Raw genomic sequence first — 22,056 nt, 5'->3', positions numbered from 1 at the left:
TAGCGCGCATGATCCTGGGCGCCGAGTGCGAAGACCGGCGGCATGTGTTTCAGAATCGAAGCGGGACCGTCTCTGAATTTAACATAACATGTTGAAATCGCAATGGCTTATCCCTTGGGGTGGGGTCCCACTCGGCTCCTACGAGAACCCACCCATGGAGCAAAGATGGGCACCTTATCAGGGCTGTAGCCCCGATTTACATGGGGGTACGACTTCGGCTCTTGCGAATTTTTGATGCAGCTCGCCAGGAAATCCCACTGACAAAGGCGTGCTCGAAGCAGATCCAGGTTTGCGGGCCCATACCTTTGCCGTTTGATCATCTTGAGTTTTGTGGTCGATGATCCGAAGATCGCGGAGCGCAATTCAACGGGTATGTCGCTTTTGCTATTTGGCATGGCGAGCGATCTCGTGTCAGATGTCTAGATGTCTCAAATCCTCCAGCAATATGCGGCGCTGCCCGTGACAGGACGTGAAGGACGTTTCCAGGTCCTGTTGATCACCTCGCGCGGCACTGGTCGATGGATCATCCCCAAAGGTCATCCTGAAAAAAAGATGACGCCCTCCTCGGTTGCGGCACTTGAGGCTTTGGAGGAAGCGGGCGTGTCCGGCACGATCGCAGACGTGCCGCTCGGACGCTATCGATCGACTAAGCGACTGCCGTCAGGGCAGGTGGTGCCATGTGACGTCACGGTGTTCCGCTTGGATGTCTCGCAGCACCATGGCTCTTGGAAGGAGGACACTGAGCGTAAACGGCTCTGGGTGCCTCTCACCCAAGCAACGCAGTTCGTCGATGACGGCGGTCTGGGGAGCTTCCTCGAAGAATTAAGCTTGTTGGCGTCGAGCGAGCAGGCCCTCCTGGTGCCATTATCTTGAGACTGGCACCGCCAGACTGAACACGCAGCCGTCGAGCTGAGACGCAACCAAGGTCTACTAGACTGCTTGCAAGACGACCTAATCACCTTCCAGATCCACCCTTCCACTGCCCCTGCGTGGTCAACCCAAGAGGACCGAAAGCCAATCATGACGACCGACGCACAACCAGCCATGATTGTCTTGGTGACCAACGTCGTCTCGGCCTACGTCTCGGGAAATACCCTCTCCTCGGAAATGCTGCCGGAACTGATCCGGACCGTCTACACGACCTTCGGCAATCTTGGTCAGAACGTCCCAACAGCTGTCGAGGGGCGTCCAGCACCGGCCGTGCCAATCAAGAAGTCGGTCTTTCCTGACTACATCATCTGTCTGGAAGACGGGCTGAAACTGACGATGCTCAAGCGGCATTTGCGGACGGCCTATGGCATGACGCCGAATGAGTATCGCAAGCGCTGGCACCTGCCTGCCACCTACCCCATGGTGGCTCCCAGTTACTCGGCGCGGCGTTCGGATTTAGCGAAAACCAGCGGCCTGGGGACGAAAGAGCTGCACAACAAACAGGCTGTTCCAGGGGCGGCCACACCCGCAGAGATCGAGGCGGCGGAAACCCAACCTGAGGCAAAGCCGGAAGTGACAGTCTTCAAGGCCCATCAACGAGGCAGAAAGAAAGCGGTTCCCGCAGGTTAACACGAGTGAAGGATCTTTCGCTCTGCGCGATGGAGCGCCTGTCCAGCCCTCTCTCTGGGAGAAACTTGCCTCGGTGGCGCACCGGCCGAACTCGGTAGGCTATTGCTCGCCTCAATCTGGGAGAACAGACGACTGCACCGGGTGATGATCAACTGTGCTTGCAACAGCGGTGTCGGGATGCTGTCCCGATTCCAGCCAGAGGTCATCTCCCTCCAGGAGCAATTTCTTAAGCACGTCATGTTCCGGGCCGTGGCTGCTCTGGCTCATGAAGTCCAGCACGTCCATGTCGGTGGCAACTCCACCGGAAGGCAGGTTCGCCTGGTGCCTGACGATCCATAGACCGTCACCGACTTCATGAAGCAGATGCCACACGTCGCCATTGGAACTTCTGTACAATTCGATCGAGCTGAGCATGACGCCTCCTTTGCCAGCATTATCTTGCTGGTCAACTTGTATATGGGTGGTGCTCATCCGAATTGGAGCCGGGGCAAATCCGAGTAGCCGATCATGAGTTGCGATCTCGACGATGGTCTTTGAACCAAAGGCGGCCGGACAAAGAGTAAATCAGGTATATTGCCGGCGCCTAATGCCCAGATCAGGAACGGCTCATAGGAAGACCGCTAACCACAATAGGGAGGCGCAAACGTCCAAACTGCATCTACGGCGAAGTTCAGGAGAAACCTGATCTTCGACCATCTCCGTCCGATCCCGAACTCCCAGACGGCCCGAGAACATCGCCGAAATCACGCAGAGGGCAACGATCAATTCATCGACAGTTAGCCGTTCGACCGAAGTAACGCCGCCGAGATGCGCGGCGATCTTCGGAAACGTCGTCTAAGACTGGTTGGTGTCCGCTACGGCTGTCCACACGGTCGAAGAATAGAGAAGCCACTTAGCAGAGTTCACCGCATCTATGTCGTCAGTTTCGCTGCTCACCCAAACATGTCGCGTATTCACCTAAAGTGTCGCGGTTGGCCAGTCAGCGGGAGAGAATGCTCTTAGTACTAACCACTAATCTCAGGCTGGTTTTGCTCCCGGCATCGAACACTTCACGAACTTCCCTGAGTGGTCTCGGCAATGGACAACCTTGCTCATGGGCGGCGGGCACTTCATGAACTTGCCTGCGCTGTCGCGGCACTGGGCGGCATAGGCGCTGGACGTGGCCAGGCCCAGGATCAGTGCAGCGGTCAGTAGATGGCGCATATCGCTCTCCTAGTCGAAGCCATTCATGTTGAGGCTGATGGATCGGAGCGCAAGGGAGCAAGCGGTCCTGATGCTTCGTCGTTCTTAGAAAACAGCCATTGGCGATCATGCTGTCCTTTGGTGGCACCTTGTCTCAAAAGGTCGTGTCCGTATCGCGGGCGGCACCGAGGGGCGTGCAAGCGGCGGCCGTCGCACGCGCCAGCAATATCATTCGCCGGGCCGCGACGCCTGCGCCTGCCATATCGCCTATGGCATGGGCCAGCAGAGGATTTGAGAGCACGGCATGAGCGGCGGCATTGATTGCGGCCTCCGAACCGGCCACGAGGCCTGCGGCCAGCATCGTGCGGTGGAGCAGGCCCAAGGTGCCCAACAGCCCTGGGCGCATCCCGTGCAGCGCCGCCACCTGGCGCACCAGCCGCACGCCGCGCCAGGCGACCAGGAGCACGACGAGCGCGGGCGACGGGGTGGCTGCAATTCCGACCGTCGTCTGGAAGGCGGCGTTGCGCCCTAGCGCATCGCTGCGGGCGCGCATTGCGGCGACTGGCCCGGCCCGCAACAAGGCCAGAATGGCGTCGGGATCGTTCGCGGCATCGATGGCCGGTATCAGGGTCGCGGCTTCCGGCATAGTCGCGGCCCAAAGACGTGCCGCCGCATGAATGCGACGCGCATCGCCACTCCCCAATGCGTTCCTCAATCGATCGACGCGGCCCAGGGCAAAAAGGCCGCTCAGCTCCCGCCAAGCCGCCGCCAGCAGAAGGCCAAAGCCCAATACAGCAACCGCAAGCGTCAGCCAGCCCAGCCAAGCGGCGCGGTCGAATTGGGTCGCGACGAAATTGCCGGTTTGCAGCCCCGCCAGACCGATTGCCAGAACTGCCACACCGGACAGGGCAAGGGTCAGACCGGAGGCGCGCGGCGTCGGATCGGTGGTCACCTCCACGACAGGCATCATCGGATCCAGTCGCGGCCCTGTGGGATCCTCGATCAGAAGGCGGGGCGGTCGAGTCACAACACGTCGTCCAGCAGGAAGGCAAGCAGCGCGTCGAGCTCGATCTGAGGCATGCCGACCCGCCGCGCATCAGGCAGGCGAGTCGGCTCGAATTCAGGCAGCGCGAAGAACGTATGCGACCAAAAGGCGTTATCCGGCGGCTGGTCAGGGACCTCGCCCGGATACGAAAGGGCGACGCCCTGACCTGCCACTCGACCGCGTACCGCCGACACGCTGCGGCCGCCCAACTGCCAGATCGCATCCTCCGTGCACCGGATCGAGGCGAGGGCGAAATAGTCTGAGGCCATCTCCGTCTCCCGTCCTGTGAGCACCTTCATCAGGTTGCGGAGGTTGCCCCGTTGCCGTGCGGCGACGTGATCGGCTTTAGTCGCGGCATAGGCGACGCGACGGATCACCGGCGGTGGCCAGCGCAGGGAGAGGAGCGCCGTCACACTTTCCATCCAGGAAGACTGCCAGCGCAGGGCGCCGGCAGCTGCGGACAGCGCCGCCTGCGTGTCCGCGAAGCCGTCATGCCCTGAAGCGAGAGCCGTCAACAGATCAGCCATGATCACCAGACGATCGAGCTTGCCGAAGAGTGGCGAAACCAGATCCTGCCGTGCCGCATTGGCATAAGCGCTGTAGCGCTCCTCAAGAAGGCCGACCAGACCACCCGTTCCGCGCAGGGGAAAGAACTGGACCCAAGGCGGCTCTGGACCCGGCGCGGGCATCAGGAACCGCCCAGGTTGGAGATAGGCCAAGCCGGCCTCGTCCCTCAGCCGGTGCAACATGCTGCGATAGAGGCGGTGGCCCGTAGCCGCCAACGCCTCGTCCCGCCGAGCGCCCGAGGGAAGTGCCATGGAGAACGCAAGGAAGTCCTGCGCCAAGGGTTGATTTTCCAAACGGCGAAGCGCGCTTTCCGACCAATCAGAAAAGCTCGTGCGCAATAGTGGCAGATCCAGCAGCCACTCGCCGGGATAGTCCAAAAACTCCAGTCTTAGGCGCCGCGCCGGAAATTGCCCAGCGAGCCCCGCACGAGGCACGGACAGATCCAGTGCCAGCAAAGACACCGCTCCGGTGCGCGCGGGCCAAGCGGCCGGCTCGGCTGCCAGCGCGTCGAGATGGGCGCCATAATCGAAGCGTGGGATTGCGGAAGCACCGGTTTCGGCCAATGACACGCTCAGGCGGCGACCACCCAACCGAGCCGCGAGCGCGGGCAGAGTGGGCTGGCCCGCTCCCATAGCCAGGAGGTTCGCCGCCAGCGATGTCAGGAACGCGGTCTTTCCCGCCCGCGCGAGGCCGGTCACACCAATGCTAACCGTGCCGCCGGTCCAACCGGCAAGGGAGGGTATCAGGCCCGTCGGACCATCTGGAAAGGCGTGCTGCTCATCCTGCGCACATAGCGCTTATCGCCAAAGGTGCAAGCAGCGCTCGGCTCAACTGAGCGGCTTGGTCCAGGTTCCGGTCGATCTAAGTAGGGTTGGGAGGAGAAGCAGCGCACTCGTTCGCAAACGACGGCTATCACTGATTCGATGAGCGGGTGATCGCTGCCTAGCTAAAGTTGCGGGAGATGAGCCGCAATCTAATGGCTGACGAAATGGGCACATTTTCGCAGCGTGCGGAAGCTCATTGTTGGCGTTGCACTTGCCAGGAGACATCACGACTAAGGACAACATCTAAGCTTGGGCAGGGGCTCCAAGTATCGAGCCGGCGATCTTGGACGGTACCGACCGCCGGCTACTCCGTCTGATAAGAACATCCATCGAGGCTCGTACCCGCGACCAGGAGTGCCCATAGATCGGGATGGCCGGGGCGAAGGGTGTCCGAACCATCGCGTTTGAATAGTAGGGCGGCCGTCGCGGAGGCATCATCTGCTGCCTGGCTCGCGATCGGCTCTCGGCCTGCAGCCACCAAACGCGCTGCACTTACCATCGGGGTGGCTTCGACTCGAGTCTCGACTGATCGCATCGGCAGCTTCGGCGGCGCTATTTCAACCCTGCCGCCGGGAGCATCGGGGTCAATACGATAAAGAACTCCATTCCACATACCCATGAGATGGGAAGTGTTCTGTTCGGTATGCGCGCTCACCGGGGTGTCCTTCGCTCAGAGTGATTACACCACGAACCGTAGGTTGTACCACCGTAACGCAGGTAGCCTCACTTGAGGCTTAGACTGGAGTTGCCCGTTTTGTGATCAGGCTGCTTTGAGGCCTGCCCGCCCCGCTCCACGGGAGGGCTAACTCAACCAAAACTTTAATTGCTCCTACTCGATAATCATTGCTCAACGATGCTCGAGAAGCCAAGGATTTCACCGTTTGGCCATACACTAGCCCGCCAGCGCTCCTATTCGGTGCCGCCATTATGCCGATAGGAAGACAAATGTCTGGACGCTACGACGTCACGCGCAAACGCGAAGCGGAGCGACTCTTTGCACTGCTGGCAGATTAGTTGGCGCAGCGATCTGTCGCACGCTTCCCATGACCGGAGGGTTTCAACAACGCGCAAACTGTACTAGCGCTCCACGCGAGAGCGGCTCTTACCAGTTCGTTGGCCGCTCATCGCAACCCGACTTGATGCCGGCGCCTTCGCTGTTCCACCAAAGTTACGCCGATCGATCGCCACATCTGGCAATAGTGGGGCTGCATCAGCGTGGGTTTGAGGGTCAAAGTCTCGGGCGACACGAAAGTCGCCTTGTCGCCTTCTCACTGTGCCCTGTCACGGCCCAACCAACGAGAGATAGGTATTCGGACACAACCTCGGGTGGTCACGCCCGGTTAGATGAATTGCTCGCTGGCAACCAAACTCTTGAGCTCCGGTTCGAATTCGTAACAGATAGTGGAATTATTAGTTGCCTCCAAATCTTGCTGGTCGTTCTAGTCTTGGCGCTACTGCTGGCAACGTTCGCCTTGGCGCAGGTGACACGAGCCGACACTATCGCCGACGGTCGGGTCGAGGTCCACAGCCCGACCAAGCATCCCAAGAGCCGCTACGGCCACGAGACTGCCATCTGCGAAAACGGCGGCCACAGCTACAGTGGCGGCCAGAGTTGAACTGGCTGGGTTCGACCTTTGCGGTTACGGCTTGCCTTGATCATTCGCTGGCTATCCTTGCATCGCAGCGGCAGTCAGCCGATGTCCATGTCGAGTCAGGAGTTCATCGCATGGCCGTCCGGTTGCCTTTCGACAATAGCTATGCGCGCTTGCCGCCACGCTTCTTCGCGCCGCTCGCGCCGACGCCAGTGGCCGCACCCCGGCTCGTGCGGCTGAATGTCGCCTTGGCCAAGGACCTCGGGCTGGATGCGGCGGAACTCGCGAGCGCCGAAGGCGTCGAGATCCTCGCCGGCAACCGCGTGGCGGAGGGGTCGCAACCCCTAGCCCAGGCCTATGCCGGTCATCAATTCGGCAATTTCGTACCCCAGCTCGGCGACGGTCGCGCCATTCTGCTCGGTGAGATCGTGACCCCGGTCGGGCAGCGGCGGGACATCCAGTTGAAGGGTGCGGGCCGCACGCCCTTTTCGCGGGGTGGTGACGGCCGGGCGGCGCTCGGGCCGGTATTGCGCGAATATCTGGTGAGTGAGGCGATGGCCGCCCTTGGCCTGCCGACAACACGAGCGCTCGCCGCCGTCACGACCGGCGAGACGGTGCGGCGCGAGGGAATGCCGCCGGGTGCCATCCTGACCCGGGTTGCCGCCAGCCATCTCCGCGTCGGCACCTTCCAGTATTTCGCGGCGCAGGGTGACACGGATGCGGTGAAGACGCTGTCGGATTATGCCATCGCCCGTCACTATCCCGAGGCGGCGGTGGCGGCGAACCCCTATCGCGCTTTGTTGGACGGGGTGGTCGCGCGTCAGGCAGACTTGGTGGCGGGTTGGCTGCTCATCGGCTTTATCCACGGCGTCATGAATACAGACAATACCTCGATCTCCGGTGAGACGATCGATTTCGGCCCCTGTGCCTTCATGGATGCCTATGATCCTGCAACGGTCTTCAGCTCCATCGATTTGCACGGGCGCTATGCCTATGACAGCCAGCCCGGCGTTGCCTACTGGAACATGGCACGGCTGGCCGAGACCTTGCTGCCCTTGCTCGCCTCCGATGAGGATGCGGCGCTCGCTTCAGGGAAAGAAGCGATCGCCGGTTTCGCGCCGCGTTTCGAGGCGGCCTATCGTGGCGGGTTGCGCCGCAAGGCGGGGCTGCTGTCGCCACGCGACGGAGACGTTGCGCTAATTCAGGATCTTCTCACGCGCATGGCCGAGAACAAGGCCGATTTCACGCTTACCTTTCGCCATCTGGCCGGCGCCGCCCTGGGCCCAGAGAATGACGAGGCGATACGGGCCCTCTTCGCCGATCCAACATCCTATGATGACTGGGCAAGCCGCTGGCGCATACGGTTGCTGGACGAGGCGGCATCGCCGGACGAGCGGCATGCTGCCATGCAGATGGTCAACCCGGCCTATATTCCGCGCAATCACTTGGTTGAGGCAGCGTTGGAGGCCGCGACAGAGGCCGGGGACTTCAGACCTTTCGAGACCCTGATGGATGTGCTCTCGAAACCCTACGAGGCGCGCCCTGGCCTGGAACCCTTCGCCAAAGCGCCTGATCCAACGACGCGAATTTATCAGACGTTCTGTGGGACTTAGGCACCGCTCTCGGTTAGACGTCAGAGTCGGCTCGCTTGCCGGTTTCCCACGCGGCGTGTCGCCTCCGAGGCGCGGCACTCGGGCACCGAATGCCGCGCCTCGGCATGCTCAGCGACAAATATGCACAGCACGTTCACGCTGGCGGCGCTGTCCGCCACGGACACGAGGAACTTCTTTCTCGCTACGGGCCGACGTGCGGCTAATGGTGTTAAAAGGTGGCGGCCGCCTCGAAAACCGGGTGCAAGCTGAAGGGAAAACATCTCCCAGCCGAAAGGATTGAGGCAAACCGGGTAGTATGGATCACGGAACTACAGTTGCAGCCGATCGAGCGACGATTGTTGCAGCGTTGCGAAAACTGTTTGACCTGACTGATCGGACCGGACGGATGTCCTGAATCCGCGAGCACTATCGGACGGCGTCCTCGTACTACGGTGGACCAGTGTGTTGCATACGTCGTCAACCGACCAAAGTCTGGCCACCCTAAGTTGCTTTTGCGCGAGACGGACATACTCGGAAGCCCAAGCTGCTTAGGAATATGGTGACGGCGGTCAGAATTGGTTTTGAACGGCACGGCGTCTACCCCCACAGTGATGAAGAACATGCCCCCAGCGTCGCTCTAACTCAGGGCATGCGGCTATGATCTATGCACCATGGTCACGGCCGGTGAGCCTGACACTTCCGACTTTAGTCCGCCGCTGCAACCGCCTGTTGATCCATGGTACGCCGATGACTTGCTTCTGCGTGTACCTCAATCGCTCATATTCGCCTGTTGTTGGAATGACCAAAACTTTAAGCGCGGACTTCATGCGTCACCTTCAATTATAGTAGTCAGGAAATGGCCATTGCGTATACATTACCGATGAGTGGTGGCCCAGGAGCATATTGAACTCCCTGACTGGCCGATATCATACCTGGAGTAATGGATGCGTGCCAAGGTTCCTGCCACACGTGTATCGGCGTGAAAAAGGTCTTGATGGAAAGCTTGCGCGCCTCTGCGAAGAACTCAGCAGACTTCGTTCAGCATTTATGTCAGCGCCAATCGCCCTCTGCCTCGTTGATCAAGATCTGCGTTATGTGGAAGTCAATGAGCAGATGGCAATGCTCAATCGACGCCCGATTGAGGCGCATCTCGGTCGAACCTTGAGAGAGGTCGTTCCCGAAATTGCCGATGCCATCGAGCCCGTGTATCGGCAGATTTTCAAAGACGGTCTTCCTGTTGAGCGCCGCTTGATCTCGGAGGACACGAATGACGGAGAACGGTTTGTCCTCGTAAACTACAATCCGGTCAAGGATGGGGCTGGGATGACAATCCTTGTCAGTGTTTCTGTGCTTGATGTGACGATGGAGAAGAGAGCGCGTGATCAGGCCGATGCCGCCGCGCAGAAGCTTCATGATGTCCTTGAGAGTACTTCCGATAACATCATCCTGCTTTCTGGGGACTTGCGCGTAACCTATGTCAACGGACAAGCCAAGCGCCTGTTTGAGACGAATGAGCTTGCGCTTGGATCGACTCTGCCGCAGCTCATACCCGGTTGGGCTGAGAGCGGCGCTGATCAAAAGTTGGCGGCTGTAGGGGGCGTTCGCGAGGCACAACATTTTGAAGCCTATTTTGCGTCCCTCGACCGATGGCTTCAATTTGATCTGTTCCCCACGAATGAAGGTCTGTCGATGTTTCTTCGTGATGTCTCAGACCGACGGAGAGCGGAGGAGGGTGAGCAGCGTGCTCGAGAAAAGATAATTTTCCTTGCAACGCACGATGGCCTCACAGGCTTGGCAAATCGATCAACATTTTACCACGCACTCGAGCGAATGTTAGGAGAAATAGAAACCCATCGAGAGATCGTTGTGCTCTATCTTGATCTTGATGGATTCAAGACTGTGAACGATACAAAGGGCCATCCCATCGGTGACGCTGTTTTGATCGCGGTCTCGGAGCGTCTTCGCCGCTGCACGGAGAAAACCGCACTGGTTTGCCGCATCGGGGGCGACGAGTTTGTAATCGCTAAAACCGATCCTGGTAGTGCGTCCGATATCGCAGCCCTTGCCGAGGCGATTTTGGGCTCTCTCTCCTGCGAATATGAGGTGGCCGGGGAAGTGATCGCCATTGGGGCCAGTATAGGCATCGCTCTTACAAAGAGCCGCTTAACAAGCGACGAGCTTGTACGTCGAGCCGATGTGGCACTCTATGCGGCGAAAGCAGCTGGGCGCGGGAATTATCGTTTCTTCGAACCCGGGATGGGCAACGAGTTCTTCCTGCGGGAACTACGCAAGCGCGAACTCGCGCAGGCGTTGCACCGGAACGAACTCGCTCTGGAATTTCAGCCTATTTTTGATTTGAAAACGGGGCGAGTTGCGACTTTCGAGGCTCTTCTTCGTTGGCGGCATCCAGACTTCGCTTCTGTTCCCATCGATAGCGTTATTGCGATTGCGGAAGACACAGGTATGATACACTCGATTGGCGAGTGGGTTTTGCGGGAGGCATGCAACGAGGTCTCCGGTTGGCCCAATGCTGTTCGTATTGCCGTCAATGTCTCTGTACTGCAGATTCAAAGTCGGAGTTTCGGCGATAAGGTGAAACGTATACTAGCGGAGGCTGGGGTGAAGCCGAGCCGTCTCACCCTCGAAATTACGGAGACCGTCATTTTCGTTGGCGAAAGACAGGCTACCGACACGCTTGACGATCTGCGGCAACATGGTGTGCAGATAAGTCTCGACGACTTCGGCAAAGGCTATGCTTCGCTCCAATACTTGAAGAAGTTCAAGGTTGATATGATCAAGATCGACCAGAGCTTTGTGCTCGATTCACATTCAAGCTTCGCATCGGTAGCCATTCTTCGGGCCGTCGTTACGTTGGCCCGAGCGTTTGGGGTCGCGACCGTCGCGGAGGGGATCGAATTAGCGAGTCAACATGAGTTGTTGCTGCAGGAAGGATGCGACTTTGGACAAGGGTATTTTCTCGGCAGGCCGATGTCCTCCAGCGATTGCCATCAGCTGATTCAACAGCAGCTGGGTCTCGGCCTTATATAACGGTGTCATTTCGAGACCTCCCGCCGATGGGGTGGACGGCTCCTGATCGTAATCATCACCAGCACTTAATCGGGACTACCGGCCATCTATCTAATGCAGCAAAAATCCGAGTTGCGAGGACTCGTGTGCATCGCACGTGCCGAGTTATCACTCCATGGAATCTGCTATAATAGAGCTTCAGGCCTGTAGGACGCCGTAATATGGCTTCTATCTGAAAATTGCACTGTCCCTCCGTGGGATGCACAGACCTCAAATATGTTTGCGTGGTGCTTCTACAATGACCGTGGGGACAGAAGAAACGTCGTTTCACTAATTCCTAAGCATGTAAACCAACGCACAGAACACGACCATAGATAAGAAGATCCGGGCACCTATAAGGCTCGCGGACGGCTGTTTTTTGCTGGAGCCTCGCTGGCGCATTGGGATAACGTTTGGACCGAGACCTCTTCGCTTCCCTGCGCGCGGCGTTCGTATCTGTGGGAACCAGTTCATTGGAGATTTATCCCGAGTTGTGCCGATCCACGATTGGTGCATTGTGGACCCTACTTTGTTAAACCGACCTCTGCTAGCCTACGACTGCGGTGCGGCGGGTTAACTTTGGCTAGCCGGAGTATTTTAAGGATTCACAATGAAAATCTTTAAGATTGGACGACGAGCGCGGCGGTCTCTAGTTGCTAGAAAGGAGACGGACACGGAGCCAAGATCGGAAGCAAGAATGATGGAACTTGCCGCGATTGTTCAAAAGGCTCTCAGGGTCGGCGCTGCTATCGAGGCGCGAGACGCAGGCCGTAAAGCATTTGCAGAACTCACGAAGTTCCTAAGTTATTCCACCCAACGTGAGGCGCCTTCCACGCTCGTCGAGGTCGTCGATATCGAAAAGACGGCACGTGTATCAGGTTTGCGGACTGCCATGCGGCGGCTCCGCAAAGGCACACCACCATCACAAAGCGCTTAAGCCACGACTGTCTCAGTCCGCTGGAGTTGCGCTGAACAGTAAAATACTAGGCCCACCTATACTTGAATGTTCTCCTCGTCCGCTTTCTCCGTGTGACGGAGGGAGCCACTCTTCAACTCCGGCAGCGCCGGCGATCGCCGCCGTTCCGAACGGACTCTCGCACGGCCTTCCGCTGCCCGATGAGCACAACCAGCCGCTTGCTCCGGGTGACGCCGGTATAGAGGAGGTTACGGTCCAGCCTTGTGTAATGCTGGGGTTGTTTCAGGGATCACCACCACGGGTATTCCAAGCCCTACGCCTTGTTCTGGATCGTCAAGGCCGGGACCAGATCATGAAGCTCGCCGAAGCTGTATTCCACCTCGCCCTTCAAAGATGACGGTGAGGGTAGCACCAGCGCGCAAGCATAGATCGGGTAGACGTCGCGGATTGTCCCCGAGCCAAGGGATCTTTCGATTGCTCTCCCGAGTTGTCGGCTGGGTGGCAGTGATGTGGGTCGTCTCAAGTTGTGGCCCATGCTCTCGGTCGTTGACCCAGCTGCCGGCAGCGCTGATGAACTCCCCTGCCTGATGCTCGCCGCGTAGCCCGTGGCGACGACAAGTCTGCGATGGCCCTACGCCTTGGCCCGAAGGATGCGACGTCGTTCTCCGAGTTATGGTAGGTCACGCGCTCCAGCCGTCCGGAGAGGGTCGGTACCGTCGATGCGTTGCCGCAACCTCTCTCAGGCCGGGCATTCCGCGTCCAGGCACCGCATTGCGCGCCGTGATAGAGGCGCTGTGCATCCGCGCCACCATGATCACTGACGGGAGGGCGCAATGCCCCTACAACGCGGGTGAAGCGGACAAGTCCAAAGACGTTGATCGCTTTCGAGCGACCATCGCCCTATCGAACGACCTTGGGCTAGACGCTCTCCTTTGCGCGTAAGAGGCGCATCGAGGCCAGCCAACGCTCCGTTCGCCCGACCCGTTCGCAGATGACCTTCGTGGACAGGCCCTTCTCGAGCAGCCGAATGGCCCGGGCCTTCACAAATTCTTCATCTACACTCATGATCGGTTTTCGCGGCGTCACAGCCGAAAGGATGGCGACGGCTCGGTGCCCGGCTCTGTCTCTTTTAGCCCTCTCCTCCGCAAGCATTTCGTAAAGTCGTGCCATTTGTATACCCAAGCGTTTTGCTGCTTGCTTCGCGGGAAGCCGTTGCTCGTGGATAAGGTCCCACGCCTCAGCCGCTGTCGTCATCTGTCATCAACCCATCGAATTCCGAGACGAATGTGGTGCCATGTTGCCCGACGGCCGACAATAGAACTTCCGGATCACGAAGAGACGCCGATGCAGGATGGCGAGGGTCGTCTCTACTTCTGATCAACGTCTGGGGTCGACAACATCCATACAACCATGGCGGTCCGCGGCGGATACCAACGCAGCTGGTCACTGCATGGCAGACGTTTGAAAACGGAAGTCGAAGCGCTCAACACTCGATAATATTCCTTCTCGCGTGTTGACATACCTCTCAGAGATGTTTGTTGCGACGCCGTGTGCCGAGTTTTGGCCGAAAGCAGCCGTTCCGCTCTCAAGTTAAAATTCGCGATATTGGACTTGGGGCCAATGGTATGCGGGACAGGCTGTACAAACCAAGTAGCCAAGCAGCGTGGCCTTCGCCGTATCCAGCGACCAGACCTCGAGCCAACAATTTATCGAGCCTGACGCGTTCCGGCTGGTCCTGCGGCAATGAGCTGGTCGAGCCCGGCGAGGAAGGTCTTCAGCACCGGCGAAGAATTGTCGGCTCTGTAGCCGACGGCAAGGTCGATGGTCAGCGCTTCGCCTTTGAGGGGTCGGCTTACGACCGACCAAGGAAGCAGCGCCTCAACGTAAGCGGGCATGAGTGCCACACCACGGAGCGAGGCAACCAGCGATAAGACCGTCGCGACGTTTTCGACACGATGGCTTGGCGTGAGCGCAATTCCCTTTTGCGCCAAGTAGCCCTCAACCACCCTCGCAGGACCATCGCGAAGTCGGAGAACCCAACGAGGGTCTCGCCCTTCAGCGCTGTGGGATCAATCGCGCTGTCCTCGGCCAGTGGATGGTCGCTGGGGAGAATCACGACGATGGGCTCCTTCGCGATCACAACGAAGGTCACATCCGGCTTCGGCTCGACGCGCAGGAAACCGAGGTCGATCTCACCGTTCTGCAGCGCTTCGGCAAGATCGGGCGAGAACATGCTCATCACCTTGAATTCTATCTTCGGCAGCTCTGCCCTGAGACTACGCGTGACATGCGGCAGCCAGTCGATCTCCTGTCCCGTCAGGAAGCCCACGGAGAAGACCGCTCTCGCCGGGCGGGCTGCGCGCCGCGCGGCCTCGGTGGCCTGGCTGACTGCGAGGTGCGCATGGACAAGAAAGGCGCGCCCGGCGTGCGTCAGCGCAACGCCGCGCGCCCCCCGGGTGAAGAGCGGCGCGTCCACCTCGGTCTCCAGATCACGGAGCTGGCGGCTGAGAGAGGGCTGCGCGGTGTGCAGCCTCTTCTCGGCGGCGACGGTCACGCTTCCCGCCTCGGCCACGGCGATGAAGTAGCGGAGATGCCTCAGCTCCATGTCAACCCATGCCTGAGAGATATGGGTAACAACCTTACAAAGTCTTTCTCGACCGCGCAACGAATGCCTAGTTTCTTGGTCAACGAGGCGAGCCCACGCGGCGCACGACCGACCCGAAGGCCTCAACGCCGCGCGTCGTTAAGCCTCATCGCCATACGCCGAGGAGATGCAATTGAACGAGCACGTCATTCTGATCACGGGAGCCCTGGCCGGCATCGGCCGCGCCACCACGCTCGCAGCTGCCCGCGAGGGCTACAAGATCGTTGTTTCGGGCCGAAACTCCCAGACCGGCGCGGCATTGGAGACCGAACTTTGCGCCCTCGGCACGGAGGCCCAATTCATCAAGGCGGATATTCGCAATGAGAGCGAGGTCGCCGCCTTGATCGAGGAAACAATCGCCCGCTTTGGCCGCATCGACGTCGCGGTCAACAACGCCGGAACGGAGGGGAGCCCCGGTCCCATCGTCGATCAGACGCCCCAAGCTTACGCTGCGACCTTCGAGACGAATGTGCTCGGCGTTCTCCTCTGCATGAAGCACGAGTTGCGCGTCATGCAGACCCAAGGATTCGGCAGTATCGTCAATATTTCGTCGACGATGGGCAGTCGTGGCGCTGCGAACGCAGCACTCTACGTAGCGAGCAAGCATGCCGTCGAAGGCCTGACCAAATCCGGCGCGTTGGAGGCGGCTGCCTTCGGCGTCCGCGTGAATGCGGTTGCGCCCGGTCCGGTCGAGACCGCCATGCTCGACCGCTTCACCGGTTCGCAGGACCGCAAGGCCGGGTTGCTCGCCTCGATCCCGCTTCGCCGGGCGGGCAGGCCGGAAGAGCTGGCGGAGGCGATCCTGTTCGTCGCCTCCGACAAGGCCTCCTTCGTCACCGGCCAGATCATCAACGTCAACGGCGGCAGGACCGCCAGTTAATCGTTCATCTCAACCAGGACTCTCACCATGACCATGCATACCCATGAGACCGCCCCAACCCAGTTCGTTGAGGCGGGCGGAATCCGCTTCGCCTATCGCCGTTTCGGCAAGACGGGCGGAGTCCCGCTCGTGTTCAACCAGCACTATACCGGCACGATGGATCACTGGGATCCCGCCGTGACCGACGGCCTGGCGAAAGATCGCGACGTAATCCTGTTCAACAACGCCGGCGTCTCCAGTTCGTCCGGCGAGACCCCATCCAGCTTCCAGGAGATGGGCGCCAACGCAATCGCGTTCATCCATGCGCTGGGCCTCGAGCAGGTCGACGTCCTCGGCATCTCAATCGGCGGCTTCGTCGCCCAGGAGATCGCGCTGCAGGGAGGTGATCTGGTGCGCAAGGTCATCCTCGTCGGCACCGGGCATCGCGGCAACGACATGACTGCCAGCCGCTCGGCCGAGATCTTCGCCACAAGCTATGATCCGCCCGAGCATCTCTGGCTTGCGGTCCACTTCAAGCCGACCGCGACCAGCCAGAGGGCCGGGCTCGCCTTCCTCGAGCGCAAACTGCGCCGTCATGACCGTGACCCGGACGTGACGCAGCAGACGATCGCTGCGCAAGGCGAGGCCATCGGCAAGTGGATCACGCCCGACGAGAACGCTCTCGCCTACCTGAAGTCGATCAAGCAACCCACGCTCATCGCCCAGGGCAGCGACGACATGATTATCCCGACCGCGCACTCGCTGACGCTGCAGCAGAACCTGCCCACCGCGCAGCTCATCGTCTATCCGGACTCGGCTCACGGCTCCATCTACCAGTATCCGCAGCTTTTCGTGGCCCACGCATCTCTGTTCCTGGATGCGTGACGCGACCTGAAATTGCGAGCCGGTCGGTCGCTTTTCTGGCGTTCCGATCGGCGCCTCTGCGTTCACCCCAAAGGAAGGTCGATCATGACACCGTGCACCGGAAAGACTGCGCTCGTCACGGGCGCTTCGCGCGGCATCGGGCGCGCCGCAGCCCTGGCGCTCGCCAAGGCCGGCGCGCAGGTTCTCATCCATTACGGCCGCAACGCTGCCGAAGCGCGCTCCGTCGTTGACCAGATCAAGGCTGCGGGCGGGCGGGCGGAAGCCATCGGGTCCGACCTGTCCGATCCGCACGGCGCGCATAAGCTCGCGTCCAAGGTGCGGGAGATCGTCGGCGACCGTCTGGACATCCTGGTTGCCAACGCGGGCGTCTCCAAGGCCGCAACGATCGAGGAGACGACAATCGAGGATTTCGACACGCTGTTCGCCGTTAACGTCCGCGCTCCTTACTTCCTCGTTCAGCAACTGCTGCCGATTCTGAAAGAGGGGTCGAGCGTCATCTTCATTTCCTCGCTCGCGGCGCATGCCGCGGTGGGCAACCTATCAGCCTATGCGGCCACCAAGGGGGCGATCGATACCCTGGTCAAACACTTTGCTCTGATCCTTGGACCCCGCGGCGTGCGGGTGAATGCCGTAGCACCCGGGGTGGTGGAGACGGACATGTCGAACTTCGCCAAGACCGATTCCGGTCGTGAGTTCACTCTCGGCTTGCAAGCGCTGAAGCGCGTGGCCCAGCCCGACGACATCGCCGGTGCCATCGCCTTCCTCGCCTCCGACGCCGCGCGCTGGGTCTCTGGCGACACCCTGCGCGTCGATGGCGGCTCCAAACTCTAACCGCCTAACCCTTTAACAGGAGACCCTCATGACTGGGCGCACCATCAAGATCCCCGGGCCCGACCATCCGATCACCATCGAGCCGAACCAGGGTCGCGTAATCGTCACCCTAGGCGGGCACGTGATTGCGGATACGCGCGAAGCGCTCACCCTGCGCGAGGCGAGCTATCCGCCTGTCCAGTACATACCGCGGAAGGACGTGGACATGGCGGCGCTGAGCCGCTCCGACACGGCAACCTACTGCCCGTACAAGGGCGAGGCCGCCTACTTCAGCATCCCGGCTGGCGGTGAGCGGTCGATTAACGCGGTCTGGACCTACGAAGCACCTTACGACGCTGTAGCCGAGATCAAGGATCATCTCGCCTTCTACCCCGACCGCGTCGACGCGATCGAGCAACGCGCCGCCTGAACGGCGGCTTCAAAGGAGTCCTTTCCATCATATCAAAGCTCACGGGCAAGGTTGCCATCGTCACCGGTGCGTCCAAAGGCATCGGCGCGGCCATCGCCAAGACACTGCCTGCGCGTCGCGCTGCCGTCGTCGCCAACTACGCCTCGAGCAAATCCGGCGCTGACCTGGTGGTCGAAGCCATCACCAGTGCTGGCGGAAGAGCCGTCGCGGTGCATGGCGATGTGTCGAAACCCGCCGAGGCCAAGGACCTGATCGACGCCGCCATCGCCACCTACGGTCGCCTCGACATTCTGGTTAACAACGCGGGCGTCTATGAGTTCGGCCCCCTCGAAGCGATCACCGAGGCGCAGTTCCACACGATGTTCGACATCAATGTGCTGGGCTTGCTTCTGGTCACCCAAGCAGCCGTGGCGCATCTCAGCGAAGGGAGCAGCGTCATCAATATTGGTTCTGGCGTCACCGCGATCACGCCTCCGCAAACGGCGGTCTACACCGCCACCAAAGGTGCGGTCGATGTCATCACCGGCGTCCTGGCCAAGGACCTCGGCCCGCGCAAGATCCGCGTCAATTCGGTGAACCCGAGCCTCACTGAGGCGGAAGGGACCCACTCTGCGGGGATGCTTGCTTCAAAATTCGAGGCTGGGATCTTTTCCGCGAAGGTCGTAGCATCCAGAACATCGACATAGTTCTCGCCACGCACGGTGATCCAGACTTCCTTGCCGTCCGGTGTGAAAAAGGCTTCGTGTGGCGCACGGCCGACATAGTTCGTGTGCTTCACGGCATTGGTCGCCGTGTCGATGAAACTGACGGAGTTCGAGCCGATGGAAACGACGGCGAGCGTGCGGTGGTCAGGCGAGAAGCCCATACCGTGCACCAGGACCTGGCCCTTGTAGAGTGGGCTGAAGTTCATTGGGCTCGGGTCGCCAAGGCGAATGACACCCAGCAGCGTATTGCTGGCGGGATCAATGATCTCTTCCCCGACGATGGGAATAAAGCCGCGCCTTCAGTGTCATTATCAGCAAGAGGTCGAAGGCGACGAGAGCAATTGCACCGTCGGCGACCTCGTGAAGGTTAACCGACGAGTGGAAGGTACTGTGCTATGAAGATCATGAAAGTTTTTGCTTTTGCGATTACCGTGTCGATGCTCGGAGGCGGAATTGCATCGGCGCATACTGTGGTGGCGCCTCAAAGTGCTGTGTCGTCGCAGGTTAATGATAGCGGTGCCTTCGCCGCAAAGATCCCGGACATGTCGCATGACGGCAAGACCTCTGTGATGTTCAAGGCGGAGCCGCTCGCCTTCGCGAACTTTGGTCAGTCGGATGAGTCTGGTACGGAGAACTAGGGGCGGCCGCCCCGGTGACTGATATCGACACCTTTACCGGCCAGCGCCTGGGGGTCTTCGTTGGCGCTGGCGATGAAGAAAGTATCCGCGCCGGTGACGATCTTCAGCGCCGCGTCATCGAGGCGGGCTGATCGCACAACCGGCGTCTCAACCGGCAGGGCCGGATCCCGAATGAAGTGCGCCACCCGGGTCTGGATATATTGAGGGCAATTGCCGAAGCTTTGTCTCACCTGAACGGTGAAGCCGTCACCCGACAGCTCGCTCACCACACCGTTCAGGCGGTTCCGTCGCCGCGTCGGTAACTCGATCCCCAGAAGACCGATATCTCCGCCCTCCGCGAGCGTGCCGGCAAAGGGATCGCCCAGCAGAGGCCGCGCGTGCAATCGCAGCCGGGATGGGTCGGGTGACGTGGCAAAGCCCGGTTGACCGACCAGGATGGAAGCCCAGGGTTGGCCGGACCCATCGACCGCCGCCGCCAGAAGGAACGGCAATTGCGCGAAGAATTGGCGGTGTTGATCGGGCATGACACTGCGGATGGAACTTCGCCCCTGGCGATCCATCTTCTCCGCGGCACCGAGCCGCCGCTGGATCGCGCGTTCCCCTTCGTGAAAAGGCGACTCACTCCCTGGCCATCCCAACGCCTGCATGACGTTTACCTTTGCTTGGATTGATCGGCGGCAGTCATCAGTCGACGCGGCTCCGCGGCATCGGGATGAAGCCTGGCAAAGCTTCGATGCGTTGCAGCCACATCCGAATGGCCGGGAAAGGCTCCAGGAAGATGCCGCCTTCCGGCGCGTGCGCGATATAGCTGTAGCAAGCAATATCGGCGATTGTCGCGCGCTCGCCGACCAGAAAGCGCCGGTCTAGAAGATAGGTTTCCATGACCTTGAACAATGACCCGGCGATAGCCGATGCGCGCTGATGGTCGAGCGGGGCTCCGAAAAGGGTAATGAGGCGGGCGTCGCACGGCCCATGTTTGACCGGACCGGCGGCGACCGAAAGCCAACGCTGCACATCGGCTGCGCCGACGGCGTCGCGCGGCAGCCATTGTCCGTCGTCATAGCGGGTCGCGAGGTAGATCAGAATAGCGTTGGAATCCGCAACAATGATGCCGTCATCGTTCAGCACAGGAACCTGGCCAAAAGGGTTCAGTGCCAGGAACTCGGGCGTCTTGTTGGCGCCACCCGCCAAATCGACTGCGACGAGTTCGTACGGCAGGTCCAGCAGCGACATAAACAGCCGAGCCCGATGAGAATGGCCCGACAAGGTGACATCATAAAGACATAGCGGGCGGGCCGGCTGTGAAGCCATCGTAAACCTCTTATGAAAAATGACGAAATTGCTGCACTAGCATCTTGGAATGCTCTGCATGTCAGCAAAGCGCGACAGCATTGCATTGATCTGGTCAGGAACTTCAACTGTCGAGAAGTGCCCGGATCCAAGCGTCTGAGCAATGTGAATATCCGGTCGTCTCGTCCGCAACTGCGTCAGGTCGCTGAGCACCATGGCCGAGGACGCCACGTAAGCTTTCGGGACCTCGCAGCCGTCAAGTGCCGACCCTGCATCGTAGTTAAAGAGGTGATGTGTGAAAGCCGAAGCTGCTACATGAGGGGGCACAGTCAACATCCCCGCAATGAGCCGATGTCGTAGCGCCGCATCATCGCTCTCGATAAACAGTTTCGAGGCGACTGCCTGCATAGTCTCGGCGTGCAGGGGACCACCAAGCAAAGCTGCAGCAGGTTTAAGGGAATCAAGAAAGCCCTCTGGCGGTAGCAAGACGGAGTCGATCATCATCAAGCCCGACACAAGATCCGGCCTGAGTCGTGCGACCTCCAGCCCTACGAGCCCGCCCATACTATGCCCAACCAGAATGGCGCCTCTCAATCCGAGGTGCCCGAGAAGGCATGCAACATCATCTGCGAAGATTTCCACGGTGTACGCTTGATCTGGAGCCGCACTAGCGCCATGCCCGCGGAGATCAACGGCAATGGTCCGGTGGCGGTCGTGAAAACGCTGAAGTTGCGGCAGAAAGACAGAGTGGTCACCTGCCCAGCCATGTAAGAAAATAATCGGCTGGCCTTGAGCTTTAGGAGGTTTGTGATCGGCGAAGGCGAGCGTGACGCCGTCCCGGTTTATGCTAAACACGTTCGTCGTTCTCCTCGTCATTGGCTAGAAACGTGAGGCGGCCGCCTGATGGAGACGGATGTGTCCTGCCGCCGTTCGTACACCGGAGGGCAACTTCGGCCAGAAGCTGCGTCAGCGCGCTCGCCGGCATTTCCCGCGCGAGGGATACTGCTTCACCGGCCCAAAATGCTGAGAAATCGGTGCGGCCCTGTAGCTCGGCTTCGGCGCGCAGTGGCGCCAGGGCAGGCATGGCTAACGGGAAGGCCGGAACGCCAGAGAACGATTCAACTTCCCGCGTCAGTCGGTTGGCGAAGGCGCGGGCGGGTCGCCCGGTGAACACGTCCGTCACCACGGTCGGGCCCGCACTCCGCAGTGCGGCGCGATACGAGGGCGGGGTTGCCGCTTCGGGACACAGCAAGAATGCCGTCCCCATCTGCACCCCGGCAGCGCCGAGCGCGAAGGCTGCAGCGATCCCGCGTCCGTCGCCGATGCCGCCGGCGGCGATCACGGGAACCCGAACAGCGTCGACCACCGCTGGAAGCAGGGCCAGCGTGCCCGGCTGCGCAGCGTCCCTGTCCAGGAACGTGGCCCTGTGGCCGCCTGCCTGTCAATCAGCGT

At 60.2% G+C, this 22,056-nt stretch carries 21 protein-coding genes and 3 pseudogenes; 12 read left to right on the top strand and 12 right to left on the bottom strand.

Translation table 11 applies throughout. The features are described from left to right. The first annotated feature begins 423 nt into the window (after nucleotides 1-423). Nucleotides 424-873: an NUDIX hydrolase gene (locus tag QP803_RS10860; protein WP_284947765.1), complete on the top strand. Its 450-nt coding sequence runs from the start codon at nucleotides 424-426 to the stop codon at nucleotides 871-873. A 147-nt stretch (nucleotides 874-1,020) separates the two neighbouring features. Continuing rightward, on the top strand, nucleotides 1,021-1,560 hold the full coding sequence (locus QP803_RS10855) for a Ros/MucR family transcriptional regulator (protein WP_284947764.1): 540 nt from the start codon (nucleotides 1,021-1,023) through the stop codon (nucleotides 1,558-1,560). A gap of 111 nt (nucleotides 1,561-1,671) precedes the next feature. Here the strand turns inward: QP803_RS10855 and QP803_RS10850 are convergent, their stop codons facing one another. From QP803_RS10850 to QP803_RS10840, 3 genes are all read right to left on the bottom strand, one after another. After that, on the bottom strand, nucleotides 1,672-1,974 hold the full coding sequence (locus tag QP803_RS10850) for a hypothetical protein (protein ID WP_284947763.1): 303 nt from the start codon (nucleotides 1,972-1,974) through the stop codon (nucleotides 1,672-1,674). A gap of 922 nt (nucleotides 1,975-2,896) precedes the next feature. Further along, nucleotides 2,897-3,709 carry a DUF697 domain-containing protein gene (locus QP803_RS10845; RefSeq protein WP_284947762.1) on the bottom strand — a complete coding sequence of 271 codons (813 nt, stop codon included), beginning with the start codon at nucleotides 3,707-3,709 and terminating at the stop codon, nucleotides 2,897-2,899. A 56-nt stretch (nucleotides 3,710-3,765) separates the two neighbouring features. Beyond that, a complete protein-coding gene (locus tag QP803_RS10840) occupies nucleotides 3,766-5,052 on the bottom strand; it encodes a YcjX family protein (protein ID WP_284947761.1) in 1,287 nt (428 codons plus the stop codon). A gap of 1,553 nt (nucleotides 5,053-6,605) precedes the next feature. Between QP803_RS10840 and QP803_RS10835 the strand changes: the two genes are divergently transcribed. The 4 genes from QP803_RS10835 to QP803_RS10820 all read left to right on the top strand — a co-directional run bounded on the left by QP803_RS10835 (nucleotide 6,606) and on the right by QP803_RS10820 (nucleotide 12,365). Continuing rightward, nucleotides 6,606-6,794: a hypothetical protein gene (locus tag QP803_RS10835; RefSeq protein ID WP_284947760.1), complete on the top strand. Its 189-nt coding sequence runs from the start codon at nucleotides 6,606-6,608 to the stop codon at nucleotides 6,792-6,794. Nucleotides 6,795-6,904: 110 nt separating this feature from the next. Further along, a complete protein-coding gene (locus tag QP803_RS10830) occupies nucleotides 6,905-8,383 on the top strand; it encodes a protein adenylyltransferase SelO (RefSeq protein WP_284947759.1) in 1,479 nt (492 codons plus the stop codon). A gap of 948 nt (nucleotides 8,384-9,331) precedes the next feature. Beyond that, entirely contained in the window at nucleotides 9,332-11,410 is a 2,079-nt protein-coding gene (locus tag QP803_RS10825) for a putative bifunctional diguanylate cyclase/phosphodiesterase (RefSeq protein ID WP_284947758.1), read from the top strand. 715 nt (nucleotides 11,411-12,125) lie between these two features. Beyond that, nucleotides 12,126-12,365, top strand: coding sequence for a hypothetical protein (locus QP803_RS10820; RefSeq protein WP_284947757.1), 240 nt, complete (start codon nucleotides 12,126-12,128; stop codon nucleotides 12,363-12,365). Nucleotides 12,366-12,477: 112 nt separating this feature from the next. Here the strand turns inward: QP803_RS10820 and QP803_RS24025 are convergent, their stop codons facing one another. The 4 genes and pseudogenes from QP803_RS24025 to QP803_RS10810 all read right to left on the bottom strand — a co-directional run. Then, nucleotides 12,478-12,603, bottom strand: coding sequence for a hypothetical protein (locus tag QP803_RS24025; RefSeq protein WP_434082915.1), 126 nt, complete (start codon nucleotides 12,601-12,603; stop codon nucleotides 12,478-12,480). 659 nt (nucleotides 12,604-13,262) lie between these two features. Further along, nucleotides 13,263-13,409: a helix-turn-helix domain-containing protein gene (locus tag QP803_RS24020; protein WP_350356093.1), complete on the bottom strand. Its 147-nt coding sequence runs from the start codon at nucleotides 13,407-13,409 to the stop codon at nucleotides 13,263-13,265. Nucleotides 13,410-14,050: 641 nt separating this feature from the next. Further along, nucleotides 14,051-14,350, bottom strand: a complete 300-nt coding sequence (locus QP803_RS10815; protein ID WP_284947756.1) for a LysR substrate-binding domain-containing protein — start codon at nucleotides 14,348-14,350, stop codon at nucleotides 14,051-14,053. 95 nt (nucleotides 14,351-14,445) lie between these two features. After that, nucleotides 14,446-14,949, bottom strand: a pseudogene (locus QP803_RS10810) (LysR family transcriptional regulator); the annotation flags it as partial. Between the two features lie 172 nt (nucleotides 14,950-15,121). Here QP803_RS10810 and QP803_RS10805 point away from each other — a divergent pair. From QP803_RS10805 to QP803_RS10785, 5 genes and pseudogenes are all read left to right on the top strand, one after another. Further along, complete coding sequence (locus tag QP803_RS10805; protein WP_284947755.1) at nucleotides 15,122-15,868, top strand: SDR family NAD(P)-dependent oxidoreductase; 747 nt, start codon at nucleotides 15,122-15,124, stop codon at nucleotides 15,866-15,868. A gap of 27 nt (nucleotides 15,869-15,895) precedes the next feature. After that, nucleotides 15,896-16,732, top strand: a complete 837-nt coding sequence (locus QP803_RS10800; RefSeq protein WP_284947754.1) for an alpha/beta fold hydrolase — start codon at nucleotides 15,896-15,898, stop codon at nucleotides 16,730-16,732. Between the two features lie 84 nt (nucleotides 16,733-16,816). Continuing rightward, the gene (locus QP803_RS10795) at nucleotides 16,817-17,563 is read left to right on the top strand and encodes an SDR family NAD(P)-dependent oxidoreductase (protein WP_284947753.1); all 747 of its coding nucleotides are present in this window, start codon (nucleotides 16,817-16,819) and stop codon (nucleotides 17,561-17,563) included. Between the two features lie 28 nt (nucleotides 17,564-17,591). After that, nucleotides 17,592-17,972, top strand: a complete 381-nt coding sequence (locus tag QP803_RS10790) for a DUF427 domain-containing protein (RefSeq protein WP_284947752.1) — start codon at nucleotides 17,592-17,594, stop codon at nucleotides 17,970-17,972. Continuing rightward, nucleotides 17,873-18,568: pseudogene (locus QP803_RS10785) on the top strand (SDR family NAD(P)-dependent oxidoreductase); the annotation flags it as partial. The gene QP803_RS10790 and the pseudogene QP803_RS10785, both read left to right, overlap by 100 nt. Here the strand turns inward: QP803_RS10785 and QP803_RS10780 are convergent. After that, nucleotides 18,460-18,837 (bottom strand): YncE family protein, encoded by a 378-nt coding sequence (locus QP803_RS10780; protein WP_284947884.1) that lies wholly within the window; start codon nucleotides 18,835-18,837, stop codon nucleotides 18,460-18,462. The pseudogene QP803_RS10785 and the gene QP803_RS10780 overlap by 109 nt on opposite strands. Nucleotides 18,838-19,071: 234 nt before the next feature. On the opposite strand from QP803_RS10780, the gene QP803_RS10775 reads away from it, so the two are divergent. Continuing rightward, nucleotides 19,072-19,314 carry a hypothetical protein gene (locus QP803_RS10775; RefSeq protein WP_284947751.1) on the top strand — a complete coding sequence of 81 codons (243 nt, stop codon included), beginning with the start codon at nucleotides 19,072-19,074 and terminating at the stop codon, nucleotides 19,312-19,314. Here QP803_RS10775 and QP803_RS10770 read toward each other — a convergent pair. The 4 genes and pseudogenes from QP803_RS10770 to QP803_RS10755 all read right to left on the bottom strand — a co-directional run. Further along, a complete protein-coding gene (locus QP803_RS10770; protein WP_284947750.1) occupies nucleotides 19,311-19,838 on the bottom strand; it encodes a pyridoxamine 5'-phosphate oxidase family protein in 528 nt (175 codons plus the stop codon). The genes QP803_RS10775 and QP803_RS10770 overlap by 4 nt on opposite strands. A 160-nt stretch (nucleotides 19,839-19,998) precedes the next feature. Further along, on the bottom strand, nucleotides 19,999-20,625 hold the full coding sequence (locus tag QP803_RS10765; RefSeq protein WP_284947749.1) for a glutathione S-transferase family protein: 627 nt from the start codon (nucleotides 20,623-20,625) through the stop codon (nucleotides 19,999-20,001). Between the two features lie 36 nt (nucleotides 20,626-20,661). Next, nucleotides 20,662-21,459 (bottom strand): alpha/beta fold hydrolase, encoded by a 798-nt coding sequence (locus tag QP803_RS10760; protein WP_284947748.1) that lies wholly within the window; start codon nucleotides 21,457-21,459, stop codon nucleotides 20,662-20,664. Continuing rightward, nucleotides 21,452-22,030: pseudogene (locus QP803_RS10755) on the bottom strand (NAD(P)H-dependent flavin oxidoreductase); the annotation flags it as partial. The pseudogene QP803_RS10755 and the gene QP803_RS10760, both read right to left, overlap by 8 nt. Between the last annotated feature and the right edge of the window lie 26 nt (nucleotides 22,031-22,056).

This window comes from Acidisoma sp. PAMC 29798, assembly GCF_030252425.1.
In the GTDB taxonomy this organism is placed as follows: domain Bacteria; phylum Pseudomonadota; class Alphaproteobacteria; order Acetobacterales; family Acetobacteraceae; genus Acidisoma; species Acidisoma cladoniae.
The sequence above is the reverse complement of the archived record's forward strand: the minus strand, read 5'-3'. Positions and strand labels throughout refer to the sequence as shown.

Coding starts and splice junctions, on each gene's coding strand:
- QP803_RS10860 (WP_284947765.1), top strand. CDS start 424: ATGTCTCAAATCCTCCAGCAATATGCGGCGCTGCCCGTGACAGGACGT.
- QP803_RS10855 (WP_284947764.1), top strand. CDS start 1,021: ATGACGACCGACGCACAACCAGCCATGATTGTCTTGGTGACCAACGTC.
- QP803_RS10850 (WP_284947763.1), bottom strand. CDS start 1,974: ATGCTCAGCTCGATCGAATTGTACAGAAGTTCCAATGGCGACGTGTGG.
- QP803_RS10845 (WP_284947762.1), bottom strand. CDS start 3,709: ATGCCTGTCGTGGAGGTGACCACCGATCCGACGCCGCGCGCCTCCGGT.
- QP803_RS10830 (WP_284947759.1), top strand. CDS start 6,905: ATGGCCGTCCGGTTGCCTTTCGACAATAGCTATGCGCGCTTGCCGCCA.
- QP803_RS10820 (WP_284947757.1), top strand. CDS start 12,126: ATGATGGAACTTGCCGCGATTGTTCAAAAGGCTCTCAGGGTCGGCGCT.
- QP803_RS24020 (WP_350356093.1), bottom strand. CDS start 13,409: ATGAGTGTAGATGAAGAATTTGTGAAGGCCCGGGCCATTCGGCTGCTC.
- QP803_RS10800 (WP_284947754.1), top strand. CDS start 15,896: ATGACCATGCATACCCATGAGACCGCCCCAACCCAGTTCGTTGAGGCG.
- QP803_RS10795 (WP_284947753.1), top strand. CDS start 16,817: ATGACACCGTGCACCGGAAAGACTGCGCTCGTCACGGGCGCTTCGCGC.
- QP803_RS10790 (WP_284947752.1), top strand. CDS start 17,592: ATGACTGGGCGCACCATCAAGATCCCCGGGCCCGACCATCCGATCACC.
- QP803_RS10780 (WP_284947884.1), bottom strand. CDS start 18,837: ATGGGCTTCTCGCCTGACCACCGCACGCTCGCCGTCGTTTCCATCGGC.
- QP803_RS10775 (WP_284947751.1), top strand. CDS start 19,072: ATGAAGATCATGAAAGTTTTTGCTTTTGCGATTACCGTGTCGATGCTC.
- QP803_RS10770 (WP_284947750.1), bottom strand. CDS start 19,838: ATGCCCGATCAACACCGCCAATTCTTCGCGCAATTGCCGTTCCTTCTG.
- QP803_RS10765 (WP_284947749.1), bottom strand. CDS start 20,625: ATGGCTTCACAGCCGGCCCGCCCGCTATGTCTTTATGATGTCACCTTG.